This is a genomic window from Priestia sp. SRI_019, assembly GCF_057586255.1.
In genome coordinates, this window is the sequence record NZ_JBYCZN010000002.1 from 675,020 (window position 1) to 688,932 (window position 13,913).

16 protein-coding genes are annotated in these 13,913 nt (G+C 37.9%); 5 read left to right on the forward strand and 11 right to left on the reverse strand.

The features are described from left to right. Positions 1-83 precede the first annotated feature (83 nt). Genes galU through AC2YJL_RS13765 form a run of 4 tightly spaced genes read right to left on the reverse strand, consistent with a single transcriptional unit; the run spans position 84 to position 4,584 of the window. Positions 84-974, reverse strand: coding sequence for a UTP--glucose-1-phosphate uridylyltransferase GalU (galU, locus tag AC2YJL_RS13750; RefSeq protein ID WP_050689945.1), 891 nt, complete (start codon positions 972-974; stop codon positions 84-86). Beyond that, positions 971-1,375 (reverse strand): GtrA family protein, encoded by a 405-nt coding sequence (locus AC2YJL_RS13755; protein WP_230932515.1) that lies wholly within the window; start codon positions 1,373-1,375, stop codon positions 971-973. The genes galU and AC2YJL_RS13755 overlap by 4 nt, the downstream gene beginning before the upstream one ends. After that, positions 1,368-2,333 carry a glycosyltransferase family 2 protein gene (locus AC2YJL_RS13760; protein ID WP_195694240.1) on the reverse strand — a complete coding sequence of 322 codons (966 nt, stop codon included), beginning with the start codon at positions 2,331-2,333 and terminating at the stop codon, positions 1,368-1,370. Before AC2YJL_RS13760 ends, AC2YJL_RS13755 begins: the two co-directional genes overlap by 8 nt. A gap of 13 nt (positions 2,334-2,346) precedes the next feature. Next, positions 2,347-4,584, reverse strand: coding sequence for an ArnT family glycosyltransferase (locus AC2YJL_RS13765; RefSeq protein ID WP_230932513.1), 2,238 nt, complete (start codon positions 4,582-4,584; stop codon positions 2,347-2,349). A gap of 240 nt (positions 4,585-4,824) precedes the next feature. Here AC2YJL_RS13765 and AC2YJL_RS13770 point away from each other — a divergent pair, with 240 nt between their 5' ends. Next, a complete protein-coding gene (locus tag AC2YJL_RS13770) occupies positions 4,825-5,397 on the forward strand; it encodes a GNAT family N-acetyltransferase (protein ID WP_013082944.1) in 573 nt (190 codons plus the stop codon). Between the two features lie 68 nt (positions 5,398-5,465). Further along, a complete protein-coding gene (locus AC2YJL_RS13775; protein ID WP_230932511.1) occupies positions 5,466-5,942 on the forward strand; it encodes a hypothetical protein in 477 nt (158 codons plus the stop codon). Positions 5,943-6,062: 120 nt separating this feature from the next. Here the strand turns inward: AC2YJL_RS13775 and AC2YJL_RS13780 are convergent, their stop codons facing one another. The 3 genes from AC2YJL_RS13780 to AC2YJL_RS13790 form a co-directional block, all read right to left on the reverse strand. Further along, a complete protein-coding gene (locus AC2YJL_RS13780) occupies positions 6,063-6,935 on the reverse strand; it encodes an STAS domain-containing protein (protein WP_195694246.1) in 873 nt (290 codons plus the stop codon). Between the two features lie 263 nt (positions 6,936-7,198). Next, a complete protein-coding gene (locus tag AC2YJL_RS13785) occupies positions 7,199-7,891 on the reverse strand; it encodes an LrgB family protein (protein ID WP_230932510.1) in 693 nt (230 codons plus the stop codon). Further along, the gene (locus tag AC2YJL_RS13790; protein ID WP_043982144.1) at positions 7,861-8,265 is read right to left on the reverse strand and encodes a CidA/LrgA family protein; all 405 of its coding nucleotides are present in this window, start codon (positions 8,263-8,265) and stop codon (positions 7,861-7,863) included. The genes AC2YJL_RS13785 and AC2YJL_RS13790 overlap by 31 nt, the downstream gene beginning before the upstream one ends. 191 nt (positions 8,266-8,456) lie before the next feature. Between AC2YJL_RS13790 and AC2YJL_RS13795 the strand changes: the two genes are divergently transcribed. Then, a complete protein-coding gene (locus tag AC2YJL_RS13795) occupies positions 8,457-8,888 on the forward strand; it encodes a MarR family winged helix-turn-helix transcriptional regulator (RefSeq protein ID WP_195694250.1) in 432 nt (143 codons plus the stop codon). Between the two features lie 105 nt (positions 8,889-8,993). Further along, entirely contained in the window at positions 8,994-9,275 is a 282-nt protein-coding gene (locus tag AC2YJL_RS13800) for a phospholipase (RefSeq protein ID WP_244658333.1), read from the forward strand. Between the two features lie 36 nt (positions 9,276-9,311). Here the strand turns inward: AC2YJL_RS13800 and AC2YJL_RS13805 are convergent, their stop codons facing one another. Together AC2YJL_RS13805 and AC2YJL_RS13810 are read right to left on the reverse strand one after the other, a co-directional pair. Further along, positions 9,312-9,824, reverse strand: coding sequence for a GNAT family N-acetyltransferase (locus tag AC2YJL_RS13805; protein ID WP_251568356.1), 513 nt, complete (start codon positions 9,822-9,824; stop codon positions 9,312-9,314). Positions 9,825-10,014: 190 nt separating this feature from the next. Then, complete coding sequence (locus AC2YJL_RS13810; RefSeq protein ID WP_195697060.1) at positions 10,015-11,439, reverse strand: phospholipase D-like domain-containing protein; 1,425 nt, start codon at positions 11,437-11,439, stop codon at positions 10,015-10,017. A gap of 172 nt (positions 11,440-11,611) precedes the next feature. Here AC2YJL_RS13810 and AC2YJL_RS13815 point away from each other — a divergent pair, with 172 nt between their 5' ends. After that, positions 11,612-11,878, forward strand: a complete 267-nt coding sequence (locus AC2YJL_RS13815) for a hypothetical protein (protein ID WP_014460351.1) — start codon at positions 11,612-11,614, stop codon at positions 11,876-11,878. Positions 11,879-11,880: 2 nt separating this feature from the next. Here AC2YJL_RS13815 and AC2YJL_RS13820 read toward each other — a convergent pair whose 3' ends face one another. Both AC2YJL_RS13820 and folD read right to left on the reverse strand, forming a co-directional pair. Next, a complete protein-coding gene (locus AC2YJL_RS13820) occupies positions 11,881-12,480 on the reverse strand; it encodes a DUF3298 and DUF4163 domain-containing protein (protein WP_251567994.1) in 600 nt (199 codons plus the stop codon). Between the two features lie 344 nt (positions 12,481-12,824). Then, positions 12,825-13,679, reverse strand: a complete 855-nt coding sequence (folD, locus tag AC2YJL_RS13825; protein ID WP_028408722.1) for a bifunctional methylenetetrahydrofolate dehydrogenase/methenyltetrahydrofolate cyclohydrolase FolD — start codon at positions 13,677-13,679, stop codon at positions 12,825-12,827. Positions 13,680-13,913 lie beyond the last annotated feature (234 nt).

The following is a 13,913-nucleotide window of genomic DNA, read 5'->3' on the forward strand; positions in this document are numbered from 1 at the left end:
TATACCAAACAGAGAGCCGCATAAGATCATACAATGATTTTATACTTCAGATATGAACTGAATATGAACAAACTGATTAACTCTTAGTAACTGAAGTTGTTTGCTCGTTCTTTTTCTACAATTCCCTCCAAATACGATAAAAACGTGTGACGTAAATCTCTGCGCTTTAACGCAACTTCTACCATCGCTTTCATATAGCCTACCTTATCTCCAATATCAAAGCGCTGCCCTTCCAGTTCAAGAGCAAACAATCGCTCTTTTTCACATACCACACGCAGTGCATCTGTTAATTGTAATTCATTTCCTACCCCTCTTTCAATCGTTTTTAGATAAGAAAAAATAGAAGGATTTAAAATGTAGCGGCCCATAACGGCAATAGTTGACGGAGCTTGTTCTATCGATGGTTTTTCAATCAAGTCATTCACTTCATGAAGGCTGCCAGATTTATTTTTCGGCTGAATGATTCCGTATTTTGATACCTCTTCAACATCCACTTTTTGAACTCCGATAACTGATTGATTAGTCGTTTCATACGCTTGGATCATCTGTTTGAGCGCAGGTTCTTCAGAAGTCATAATATCGTCTCCAAGAAGAACAGCAAACGGCTCATCTCCAATAAACTGTTCGGCACAAAGAATAGCATGACCGAGTCCTAACGGCTCTTTTTGACGAATATAGTGAATGCTGGCCATTGATGAGATCGTTTGTACTTCCTTTAACATGTCAAACTTGTGTTTTTCTTCAAGCATTTGCTCTAACTCAATTGATTTATCAAAATGGTCTTCAATTGATTTTTTGTTTCGTCCTGTAATAAAAATAATACTTTCAATGCCTGATTTCACAGCTTCTTCTACAATATATTGTACAGCAGGCTTATCGACAATTGGCAGCATTTCTTTCGGCTGCGCTTTTGTCGCTGGCAAAAATCGAGTTCCTAAACCGCCTACTGGAATAACTGCTTTTTTTATCGTCATATATGAATCCCTCTTTCTTTTTTAGTAGTAAATACAAATAATTTAGTACCAATAAAGTTGATACCGACACTTGCGATTGCAATTAAAAGTTTACTGATTAGCAGCGATATACCCCATTTATTATATAGAACAGTCAACAGAAATGATGTTAGGGATAAAGTGATCAAATTTACGATCACGAATGAAATCACTTCACGCTTACTGCTTTTTTCTTTTCTCTCAAACGTCCATTTGCGATTCATGACATAACTGTTTAAGATGCCCGCACTGTATGAAATCCACTGCGCTAGTATGTAGTTAACACCGATTGTTGTTAAAAGTGCGTATACTACAAAATCAATCAGTGTATTTACAACTCCTACTAACGCAAATTTAATAAAAGATACCCATTTGTTAGTCACGAAGTGATACTTCCTTGCGTGGTTCAAGCTGATACTTTTCACGGACGATATAGAGTGGACGATTTTTTGTTTCATCGTAAATGCGGCCAATATATTCTCCAATCATACCAAGAATAATTAAAATGATGCCGCTAAAGAATAGCTGAATGACAATTAATGACGACCACCCGGTGATGGTGCTGTCTGTAAATAACTTCAAATACAGCACTACTAAAAGATAAATAAAGCCGATACCAGATAGAGTTACACCAGCATAGCTAGCTAGCTTTAATGGCTTATATGAAAAAGATGTAATACCATCCATTGAAAGCTTCAGCATCTTTTTCAAAGGATATTTCGACTCCCCGGCCAAACGCTCGTCTCGCTCATATTCTACTGCTGTTTGCTTAAAGCCAACCCAGCTTACTAATCCGCGAACAAAGCGATTTTTTTCTTGAATGCTATTCATTTGATTGCACACTTTACGATCTAGCAAACGGAAATCCCCTGTGTCAAGTGGAATATCAATATCGGTCATCGCGCGTAAGAAGCGATAAAACATAGCAGCCGTTTGTTTTTTAAAATATGTTTCTCCTTTTCGCTTTGTACGCTTAGCGTATACAACGTCAAACCCTTGCTTCCATTTTTCAATCATCTCTAAAATCAATTCGGGCGGATCTTGCAAATCAGCATCAATCACAACGACCGCCTCTCCTCTTGCATAATCCATACCGGCTGTAATAGCAATTTGATGACCAAAGTTACGGGCAAAATCTAATAAAACAACCGCTGGGTCTTGCTCACTGTACTCTTTAATGATTTCTACTGTTCGATCTCTACTGCCGTCGTTCACGAAAAGAAGCTCGTAAGCTTCTTTCGTTGAACGCATCACTTCTGTGAGACGGCGGTAGGTTTCATGAATCACTTCTTCTTCGTTGTAGACAGGAATAACAATAGAATATTTAACAATTGAACTCATGTTCATGCCCTCCTTATTTAAGCGTTATTTCGTATAATGTTCCGTTTCCAGATGGCCCTTGCTGAGCACTTGATGAAGTAGACTGCCATTTGGAAGAAGGAATCTCCTTACTATTTTCTTTAATCCACGTGATAACGTCAGATTGACCTCCCTTGCCCATTCCAGACAAGTAGAAATATTTCACTTCACCTTTTTTAATTATGGCTTTTAATTTACTTACCGTTAAAATTGGATCTGAACCGCTAAATCCACCCATTGCCATTACTGGCTTGCCCGTTTTGATAATGTAAGGCGCAGCTGAAGTTGAATCCGTTGTGGCAAATAAATATTTTTCACCTGTATTATTTTTTGTTAAATAGTTTAGTAGCTTTTGGTTTACTTCTGCGTTCATCCCTCCACTTTTTCGTTTTGAAGATGATGATTTGCTTGAAGAGCTATTTGGCATTTGACTATTATTAGATGAACCGCCTGGCATTTGCATTTGACCATTATTGGACGAACCGCCCGGCATTTGACCGCCGTTCGATGAACCGCTTGGCGGCTGCATTTGATTGTTCGATGATGAATTGCCGCTAGAGCTTCCTGGAGGCTGCATGCCGTTAAAGCCAGACTGTTTGCTATTTGTAGCTGTGCTTGGAGGTCCTCCCATACCGCTTGAAGAATCAGGACCTGCTGATGGAAGCATGCTATTTCCACCATAAATAATTGGTGTCATCGCCCAGTACGCCGGCATCGCAAGTAAGACAACCATCGCTGCGGCTCCTAGGTAGTTCGTCAACGAATTTTTACGCTGTTTACGAACAGCTAAAACAAGAGCTAAAATGACGCCCAGTGCTCCTACACCTGCAATTGGCGCTACGCCGATTGAGCTGACATAAGGAGACATAATATATACTTGAAGTGCTGCTGTTGTTAAAACACCACCTGGCAGCAGACATGATTTCCAACCATTATGCTGTTTGTACATGCTCCATAAAGCTACTGCTCCCGCTCCGGCAAATGCAGCGATTGGAGGTGCCAGCATAATTAAATAATACTGATGGAAAAATCCTGCGATACTAAAGAAGACAGCTACTGGTAGCAGCCACGCTAACCAAAATAAACTTTCTTTTTGTTTTGTCGTGTAAGGGCCTTTAAATTTTACTCCGGCAAATAAACCCACGATTGAAAAGATTACAAATGGTAATAACCAGCTGATTTGATCTGATAACCCTTTTTGAAATAGTCGGAATGGACCAGGATTCCCCGTGTTGAACATTCCGTTTTGATTCCCTCCACCTGGAGCCTGCATCTTTTGAGAAGAGCTGCTCTTTCTTTGATTTGAGCTTTGTGAAGAATCAGCACTTGAATTACTAGTTTGTTTTGTTTCACTGCTTGCTGTTTGCTGCTCAGTTTGAGCAGGCTGTTTATGACTGCTTCCCGTCACGCTTGTATTTCCAGTTAAACGATTAATACCGTTATATCCGAAAGCAAGCTCTAGAACTGAATTTGTTTGACTGCTTCCCATATAAGGTCGCTTATCAGCAGAAGTTGAATCCACTACAACTGCCCATGAGACAGAAACGGCGAGCATTAGTGCAGTCGCTGTTGTTAAAAAAGCAATTTTCTTTTTCCAAGTGATTTTGGTTGCCACTACATAGAAAACATAAAATGCTGGTAAAACCATGTATGCTTGAAGCATTTTCATATTAAATGCAACACCAATCATCGCAAAAGCTGCTAACACCCAGCCAAATTTAGCCGTACGCACAGCACGAAATAACATCCACGTTGCTACTAGTAATGTAAATACAAGCATACTATCGATATTATTTGTTCGGCTTACCGCAGGTACAATTGGCGTAAGAGCCATGGCAAGAGCAGCAAATCTCCCAGCCCATACGCCAAACGTACGTTTTACGAGTACGTATAGTAAAAGGACTGAACCGATGCCTGCTAATGCTTGCGGTAGAATGACGCTCCATCCGTGAAATCCAAATATTTTGGCACTAATTGTCTGAATCCAAAATACAACCGGCGGCTTATCAATCGTTACATAGCCTCCTGGATCAAAAGATGCATAAAAGAAATTATGAAAACTTTGAAGCATACTTTTGACAGCTGCCGTGTAATAAGCGTTGGCGTATTCATCTGTCCAAATTTTAAATAAGTTCAAAAACGCTGCAATTAAAACAATGGGAACTAAAAATAAGTCTATTCTTTTTTTATTTGAAGTTCGTTCTTCTTTCACTTCACTGTTCATGTGTTTCATTTCACTCCTTCGTAATTTCTGACTTTAGTCTAACAAGCATATGTGAACTGATTATGAACAGGAAAAATAATTTTTTATTTTTTAAAAACCGATTTGACCTCTTACGCTCACCAATGAAATATTTTACAATTAAAGAATCAAGCACATGAAATAGAAAGCATATTCTTGGAATGCTGCCGCTTCTATGAAACATTATTATCAACACTTCATCCACTTCTTGCTGAGAAAGGAGACAACTTTATGATTCAAGTAAAAGATATATACGGAAATTTACCCACACTAGAAACAGAAAGACTCCGCTTGCGGAAAGTTACCAAAAAAGATGTGCGTGACATGTTTGAATATGCCTCCAATGAAAAGGTAAGCAGATATGTAAATTGGGAAAAGCACCGAAAGCTTCAAGATACAAAAGAGTTTGTTTCCTTCGTTTTAAAGCAGTACAGCAACCAATCCATTTCTCCTTGGGCTATGGAAATCAAAGCCTTAAAAAAATGTATTGGCACCATTGACTTTGTCACTTGGAACCCTACTCATCGCATTGCGGAAATTGGCTATGCGATTTCTGAAGAATATTGGAATAAGGGATTTGTAACGGAAGCAGCTGAAAAAGTAATTGCGTTTGGATTTGAAGAAATGGATTTAGTCCGCATTCAGGCGAGGTGCTTTGTTGAAAATGCTGCATCTGAGAAAGTAATGAAAAAAATCGGTATGTCTTATGAAGGAACGATTCGAAAAGCCATGTTTATTAAGGGAGCTCATCAAGACTTAAAGTTATATTCAATCTTGCGAGAAGAATATACACGCAACGCGTAGAAAATGTATAAAATACTTTCCATGACATAGGCTAACTTCAACACTAACTCTTCCTTTTGAGGTGAAAAATGTTGGAACAAGCAATTCAGCATTTAGACTTATCTGCACATGGTTTGTGGTTTCCGATTACCGTTAGTTTATGTTTATTTATTCTTGCCCTTGTTTTATTTAAACGACAGCTAACTTGGCGAGATTTTTATATCACGTTTTGCATAGTTGGATTTGTCGGATGGCTTTGTGATGTTATCATTACGCGTGTTTTTAACATGATTGATTTGGGAGATCCAAAAGTTACAGGACTTGGAGATATTCTAAGCTATACATTTATTCCACCTTCCCTTTCCATTTTATTTTTAACTTACCTAACAGCTAAAAATAAATGGGTTTTATCACTTCTCTTTTGCGCTGGTTCACTACTTATAGAATACGGAATGATTAAAAGTGGCTATATGCATTTAAACGGCTGGTTTTTTATCTATTCAATAGTGGTATACTTCCTCGTTTATGCTTTTGTTCTACCATGGCATATGGCATTTATTAAGTAAAAAAGCAGATGTTGATTAACATCCGCTTTTTTACTATGCGCTTACTTTCTATCTGCTGAAATCCATATTTCATACCGACGTTTAGAAGAAAGAATATCTCCATTGCATGTTCATAACCGGTCATTTTATGCGCCGTGATGACACATGCGCGCGGCTATGTTCTTCAGGACGTCTAAACCCAATTTTTAAAAGCGCTGCTTCTAAATTTGCTTCTGTTTTAATTTGATTAAAATCAATTCCCAGTTTCACTACCGTTTGGGCAATTTCCGGTCGTATCCCTGTTACAATAGCTTCCACTCCTACTAATTTGAGAGATCGATGAATTTTGAACAGATTGTCTGCTACCATTGTATCAATAATCACGACACCTGAAATATCCAAAATAAGATAGGATAATTGAAGGCTTGTCCCTTTTTTCAAGCAAGTTTCCATAATAACTTGCGAGCGATGAGTATCAATTTCTCCAATAATCGGCATAATAGCGATACCTTTTGTGACAGGTACGAGCGGAACTGACAGTTCTTCTAGTGACGTGTAAGCTAAATTCATCATATATCGATTATGCTCATCATAAATTTGACCAAAAACACATGTTACCGTATCTAAAAGCGGATCAATTCGTTCACTGACATGCAGCATGGTAATTGCAGCAAACTGATGCTCCTCTAGTTCTCGTGTAAATACATCCCAAATAACGCTGCGATAGATTGGTAAGGTACCCAGTGCTTTTTCTAAAGGAATATTTTTTTCTACCGCATATTTTCCCGTTTCTAGTGCCCATTCTTTAACAAGTTTAAGTACATCCTCTTGTTCTTCAAATAGCGCTCTTCCAAAGTACTCCATAATTGACACTCGCCACTTCAAAATTTTCTTTTCTTTTAATTCCTCTATACTTAGCGTATGTGTAGAATCTAAACGTTGGGCTAATTTTTCTGACAAGCTATATTTATGTTCAAGAATCTTTTTTCCTATATACACGAGTTCCTCTTTCATAAAATACGCTCAGCTCCTCTTTTCTGCTATTTTTACTGCGTATATAACCTTGACTAAGCCTACTTACCCAACCGACAATTGACTAGCCTTCCTAAAAATAACAAAAAAGCGGTTATTTTATGAATTTTCTTTCTTTTTATTATAGTACCAGAGTAAGAGCCGCACAACTGAAAGTTTGCTGCGAATAAAATTCGTAATTTGACATAGAAAACAATCCTGTTTGAACGCAAACAGGATTGTTTTCTGTATTTACTTATCTCACTTTACACTTGGAATAGCCAGACAACAATCGGCCCAAAAACCGAGCCCAGTACAGCGCTTAACGTCATTGATACTGAACTCATCGATACCGTTAGTTCACCGTATTCAAATGCTTTAGAAGTTCCTAGGGCATGAGAAGCGCTGCCTAGTGCAATTCCTTTTCCTAAAGAACTTTTAATACGAATCCACTTTAAAAGTAAAGGTCCAAGAATTACTCCCGAAAAGCCTGCAATCATAACAAATACCACAGTCATGGATGGAACCCCTCCTAGTCCTGTGGCAATTTGAATTGCAACGGGAGTGGTAATAGACTTAGGAACAATGGATAAAATCAGGCTTCGGTCAATGCCGAATACTTCAGCGAACACAAGTCCGCTAATCATGCCTGCAAATAATCCTACAAACACTCCTCCAATAATAGGAATGCTGTATTTTACTAGCATCTCACGCTGTTTATACAGTGGATACGCTAATGCAACAACCGCTGGCCCCAGAAGTGAATTAATCCATTTGCCTCCAATCATATACTCGTCATAGGAAATATGAAAAGCAAGCAAAAGAAGAATAACGAATACGGTTGTAGTTAAAACTGGAATAAGGATTGGGTAGGAGAACCGTACGTATAGTTTTGCCATGACTAGATACAGAGCAACTGTAGCTATAATTATAAAGAGCGCGATAAAGAATTCTTGCACTGTTGTTTCTCCTTTCGTTTGTTCGCTTTCTTTTCTAAAAGTTGACTGGCAGCCCCCGCGGCGGCCATCGTAATGATTGTACTAAGCACAATAATTAAAAACAAAATCGCTCCGCTGCTTGAAAGAAGCGAAGGATAATTCATCACTCCCGCCATAGCTGGTATAAATAATAAAGGTAAAAAAGATAACAAGAAGCTTGCTCCGTCTTCAATCACTTTGATGGGAACAACTTTGCAGGTTAAGCAAATGAGCATTAAAATTAAGCCTATAATACTACCTGGAATAGGCAGGTGAAGCATGTGGTGAACAGCTTCGCCAATCATAGAAAAAGCATAAAGAATCGCAATTTGTAAAATGATTCGTATCACTTTCATTATAGGTCGCTGTCCTATAGATAAAGAACAGCTGTCCTCCTCTCTTTATTTTGTCATGTTGTCTAACATTTAACTATATAAACATCCTTTACTTTACCTACTTTTACTTGTACTATACAACTATATATACATTTGTATTATACAAGTATATATTTCTTTGTCAATGAATGATTTTGTAAGGAGAGATTATAATGCAAGAAAAAAATTCAATTGAATTGATTGAATATGAACTTACTACCTTTATTAGACGAGCCGTCTATCTTGATAATTCTGAAAATAAAATAGGAAATCTAGAAAGATCAGCTTATTTATTATTGCGGCAATTAGATGAATTTGGACCAGCTCGTGTAAAAGAGCTGGCAGAAGCATTTAAACTCGACATTTCAACTCTGTCTAGACAAGCAGCTGCTTTAGAAAATAAAAAGCTTATTTCTCGCTCTTCTGATCCTTCGGATGGACGCGTCAGCCTATTTGACATCACACCAGGCGGAAAACAAATGCTGGAAACTGATAAACAAATGCGCCTTGAACGCTATCATAGTATGTTAAAGGAATGGTCAAATGAAGAAAAGGAGCTGTTTGGCAAACTATTAATGCGGATGAATGACGCATTTATCGATTAAATAGAAATTCATGAAAATTAGGCTGCTGCTACAAGGTGTTTGTCCCTGTCTCTTTTCTCTTTTTTGCATTTAATGTAAAGAGACTATTGAAAAGGATGTATGATTATGTCTGTTCCGAACAAATGGAAAGCCACGCCCTGCCTCTTTCCCGGCTATAAATGGTGTGGTCCCGGATGCAGTGGTCCCGGATGTCCGGTAAACGATGTAGACTGCTGCTGCAAATACCATGATTTATGCTATGAAGATTATGGATCATGCCGCTCATGTGATGAGCAATTTCTTGACTGTCTTTGCTCCAAAGCAAATCCGTACAGTTTAAAAGGAAGACAGGCATACGCCATGTATACCTATATGCGGCTGAAGTTAGCTTTAAAACAATATGACTAAGCATAAAAGAGGAGAATTGAAAAATTCACCTCTTTCTTATGCCATTTTATCCGTATGAATCCAAAAGCGTTGAACAACAGTTCCGTCCTCTTCTATATAATCCTCGTCTTGTATACCACCGTTTGCCACAATAGTTCGACGAGAAGCCGTGTTCCAATCATCACACACAACTAATGCCCGTTGAACTCCCAGCTTTTTAATCTCTTGAAGAGATAACTTCAGTAGCAGCTTCGCATATCCTTTTTGTCTTTCGCTCGGCCGAATACCATAACCTATATGTCCTCCGCTGTTTCGCAGTATTTCACTTAGCTCATGGCGGATATTAACTACGCCTATTACTTCTTCGTGATGCATTAGCCAGTAGGTGGAATCGGGTACATATCCTTTTTTTAATCCGATTCCTTTTTCTGCATCTAACAACTCTTGAACCATTTTTTCAAAGTAAGCAGGTTCTTTATCAATTACCCACGGAATCATTTTTTCTCCACTTGCTTTCCATTCATGATAAAAGCTCATATAAGCCTTTTTATAAGCTGCATCTGGTTTCATTAAAACGGGGGTTTCCACGTGTCTTCCTCCTTTTTGTTTATTATGTTTATACTACCTAGTTTTCCCAATAAATAAAAGAGGATAATTTACGTTATGTGATAAGTTTGTTTATGCATTTATTTATAAGATATGTAACAAAAAGCACCCAATGGATATACCATTGAGTGCTTTTTGTTCTACTGCCGGTTGTTTAAATAAATTCCTTAAAAAACCTTGTCACTTTTGCAAGGGCGTATAGGAAGGTCCGCTTCATAACAGGTTCTTCTTTCTTTTGGATGTCAGGAGATTTAATCCATCGCTTATGGTTAGCAACAAGGACACTTTTATCCATTTTGTTTTCCATCGCCATCGTCAGCTTTTTTGCAAATTCTTGACTATCGATAAGGACCATGGATTCATTATTCAAAAATGTAGAACGGGAATCTAAATTAAAAGAGCCTACGGCACTGAGTCTTTGATCATAAATCACAGACTTTGCATGAATCGAATAAGGTCCTTGGTATTCGTAAAGCTTTACACCTGTTTTCACAATCGTATCACGCATACTTATATACCCGGAAAAAGCCAACACATTGGGCGTAGATGTAACTGAATTTGTGAGTAGCGTCCATTGAACAGCTGGATTCTTTTTCATTGCTATATACTTTCTCATCGCATTGGTTGGCACCACATAAGGACTTTGAATAAGAACAGAGCGGTTAGCTGCTTCTGCCAAATTAATAAACGTTTTCCACATAAAAGGTCGTTTATTAAAGCGTTCAATTGGATTATGAATAAAAGAAACACGCTTTGTAGGAACGGTGGAAGTATTCCAATTAATCTTAGGCGTCGCAAACGTTTCTCCTACTTGCTTAGCTTTATCATATTGCTGCAGCAGCAAAGCTTTCATCCTCTTTCCCTGATCGACCTGGTACTGCGTGAGATGATAAAAAGCTTTTTTAGTGTAAGGATGAGCCCATAATTCATTTATATAATTTTGCATTTGAGTGATGACGCTATCTTGTTTATGTTTGCTGTTTGTAATAAAGACATCACGATCATAGACGAAGTCTGGAGGAGGCTTTTTAGCCAAATATTTGTCCCCTATATTCCGTCCTCCTATTATACCTAGTCTACCGTCTACAATCATTATTTTGTCATGCATACGATTTTGCCACGCCCAAGGTTTAAACAATTGAAGCGGTTCGTAATACTTCACTTTAATATTAGGATGTGAAGCTAATGCATAGAGCACGCCTCTTCGATTTCCTCGTAAGCCGTTAGCTATCCCATCTAAAAGAACGCGAGTATGGACGCCTCGATCAGCTGCTTTAAAAAGAGCGGCCATAATTAAATCAGTTGACTCTCCTTTTCCTATTGAGTAATAAGCAATATCAATCGATTTCTCAGCTTCTTGAATCATTTGAATACGAACTCTTCCTGCCTCATAACCATCTTCAAGAAGTCTCACTCGGTCCGTAGACTCCCTGTGACCAAAAAAGCTAGCCGGTTTAATTGAGGTCGTTCCCTCTCCTGTTTTTAAAGGTACATAAAAGAGAACCACCGCCGCTATAACCACGTACAGAATATATAAAGATAAAATAATAAGTAATCCTTTGAATGCTATTTTTATCATCGCAACTCCAGCTTCTTGTCTTTTTCTGTTATCGTTCACAAATAAGGACCATTACATGCAAGAAACTGCTTCCTTGATTGCTTTGCGCTTTGTCTTTTTGACACATTTATTTTTTCTGATTCACTATTTGTATAGTATGCTAGTACATATCATAGAAAAAAGGATGATGGTGATGGAGGAATATTCTTTTCGTTTTCATATCACAGATTCTTACCCTTTGCAAAATGAAAACGATAAAATAGAAGCTGTGGTACGCACCAAAATCAAGCATGCGGAGCGGGGATGCTTGTATGAGGGTTATCTTCGTGTTCATATCACTAAAATCGGGGTATTCCCTGTAGCAAAAGATATTGCTGAAGCGATTAGCGTTCGTTCGCTTCGTCAGCAGTTAGCGGCCGAATTAAAAAGATACGTACGGCCGCACCGCAATTTTTTATAACTTTATCCAAACATTTGTCCAAGTGGACTTTCATCTTCAATAATATCTTGAATAGCGTAGATAGAAATTGGAAAGTAAGGAATTCCATATGCGTAAGGAGCCAGGTCATACAGCTGATAAAAGAGCACAAGTGATTTATCGGCGATATAAAAATCTTGATCTGGTTTAATTCCTTTATACTCTCCAAGAACCATAATATCGCGCTCTTTTATTTGCTCTCCTACTATTTTAGAAAGAATGCTCACGTAATTACTGTCTTTTTTAAATAGATCTTTGAGTTGATACGTTTTTCCAGTCAGCACATTAAACGTTAACGGAACGACCACGGTCAAACCATGCGCTCCCCCGGAATAAGCAAAATTGACAAGTGTTAAGCTGAGCACATTTCGCTCGTTCGTTTTCAACTCATAATAACCCGTTTCTTCTGTATCCGGATTTTCTCCATATCCTTGCTGACGAATTAATTCATTCGTGCGCTGCAAAATTTTACTGTTCATGGTGTGCTGAACAGCTTGATTAGTCAAATGTACAACTGGATAATAAACGTTTAACTTTTTCTTCACCATTTGTTGAGAATATACGGTTGCAGGTAACGTAACCATCGCTTCCTCCTCTTTGTATACAGGTTGTTACATTCTATTCTTTTAGCCTCCATTCCATTACTGAAGCAAAGAAAGATTCAGACATAGCGAAATCAATCCAACCTAAAGACGAACAAACTGGATAAATGCTCTAGTATGGATTGCTTGTAACACCGCTATTGATTTCCACGGAAGTCTTCGGCTTGCCCTCCAATCACCAGCTAGAAGCACACTCATACATGAAACCTATGTTAACTTTATCAATGAAAAAATCCGAACAAGTTTGATTCTCAATCAAGAATCAAACTCGTTCGGATCTTCCTTCAACGAAAATACCTTTGTCTCAGCCTCTTTTTTACTTCTTGTTATTTTACGTTGTTAATTGTTTTAGCAGCGTCTACCGTATTTTTTAATAACATTGTGATGGTCATCGGGCCAACTCCGCCTGGTACTGGTGTGATATAACCTGCAACTTCTAAAGCCGCTTCGTAATCAACATCACCAACGAGTTTACCATTTTCCATTGTGTTACCTACATCAATTACAATCGCACCCGGCTTAATATCATCTGCTTTAATAAGTCTAGGTTGTCCTACAGCTGACACAAGAATATCAGCTTGTTTTGTTAAAGCAGATAAATCTTTTGTGCGAGAGTGAGCAATTGTTACCGTTGCACTTTCTTGAAGTAACAGCATGGATACTGGTTTACCAACAATATTGCTTCGGCCAATTACTACCGCATGTTTACCTGAAATTTCTTCACCTGAACGTTTAATTAACTCAACGATGCCGTGTGGTGTACATGGTAAATAGCACTCATCGCCAATAACCATATTCCCTACGCTTACTGGGTGGAAGCCATCTACATCTTTTTTAGGAGATACAGCATTTAATACTGCTTTTTCATCAATATGTTTTGGTAATGGAAGTTGAATAAGAATACCATGAACAGATGGATTTCCATTCAAGTGATGGATTTCGTTTAAAAGCTCTTCTTCAGTAATCGTTACGTCACGTTTGATAATTTCAGATGCAACACCTATTTCTTCACAAGCCTTTGCTTTTGCTTTTACATATGATTGCGAAGCAGGATTTTCTCCTACTAAAATCACAGTTAAACCAGGAACGATACCTTTTGTTTTTAATTGAGCTACCTCTTCTTTTAATGCGGCGCGCAGTTCTTGCGCTACTTCTTTTCCTTTAATTACTTTCGCTGTCATGATGTTTTTTGCTCCTTTCAACTGTAGCTATTTAATAAATGTACGAATTATAGTTATTAATCTAACACAAAAGTTCGGTTTTGTTCAATGTTTTTATTATTTTTATTTTAAATAGATGAAAATAAATAACAAATAACGTATATTCCGTTCTTATCGCACTATAATATTTTGCATGCACCAAAGGTGTTTTTATTCTAACATTGCTTTTCCAAATTAAAAACCGCACCTTCGGCA

What these genes read in the sequence shown, in the direction of transcription:
- folD (WP_028408722.1), bottom strand. Translation starts at nt 13,679, where the DNA reads ATGACAGCGAAAGTAATTAAAGGAAAAGAAGTAGCGCAAGAACTGCGC.
- AC2YJL_RS13815 (WP_014460351.1), top strand. Translation starts at nt 11,612, where the DNA reads ATGGAGGAATATTCTTTTCGTTTTCATATCACAGATTCTTACCCTTTG.
- AC2YJL_RS13800 (WP_244658333.1), top strand. Translation starts at nt 8,994, where the DNA reads ATGTCTGTTCCGAACAAATGGAAAGCCACGCCCTGCCTCTTTCCCGGC.
- AC2YJL_RS13770 (WP_013082944.1), top strand. Translation starts at nt 4,825, where the DNA reads ATGATTCAAGTAAAAGATATATACGGAAATTTACCCACACTAGAAACA.
- AC2YJL_RS13795 (WP_195694250.1), top strand. Translation starts at nt 8,457, where the DNA reads ATGCAAGAAAAAAATTCAATTGAATTGATTGAATATGAACTTACTACC.
- AC2YJL_RS13790 (WP_043982144.1), bottom strand. Translation starts at nt 8,265, where the DNA reads ATGAAAGTGATACGAATCATTTTACAAATTGCGATTCTTTATGCTTTT.
- AC2YJL_RS13760 (WP_195694240.1), bottom strand. Translation starts at nt 2,333, where the DNA reads ATGAGTTCAATTGTTAAATATTCTATTGTTATTCCTGTCTACAACGAA.
- AC2YJL_RS13780 (WP_195694246.1), bottom strand. Translation starts at nt 6,935, where the DNA reads ATGAAAGAGGAACTCGTGTATATAGGAAAAAAGATTCTTGAACATAAA.
- AC2YJL_RS13820 (WP_251567994.1), bottom strand. Translation starts at nt 12,480, where the DNA reads ATGGTTACGTTACCTGCAACCGTATATTCTCAACAAATGGTGAAGAAA.
- AC2YJL_RS13775 (WP_230932511.1), top strand. Translation starts at nt 5,466, where the DNA reads ATGTTGGAACAAGCAATTCAGCATTTAGACTTATCTGCACATGGTTTG.
- AC2YJL_RS13805 (WP_251568356.1), bottom strand. Translation starts at nt 9,824, where the DNA reads ATGAAACCAGATGCAGCTTATAAAAAGGCTTATATGAGCTTTTATCAT.
- galU (WP_050689945.1), bottom strand. Translation starts at nt 974, where the DNA reads ATGACGATAAAAAAAGCAGTTATTCCAGTAGGCGGTTTAGGAACTCGA.
- AC2YJL_RS13765 (WP_230932513.1), bottom strand. Translation starts at nt 4,584, where the DNA reads ATGAAACACATGAACAGTGAAGTGAAAGAAGAACGAACTTCAAATAAA.
- AC2YJL_RS13810 (WP_195697060.1), bottom strand. Translation starts at nt 11,439, where the DNA reads ATGATAAAAATAGCATTCAAAGGATTACTTATTATTTTATCTTTATAT.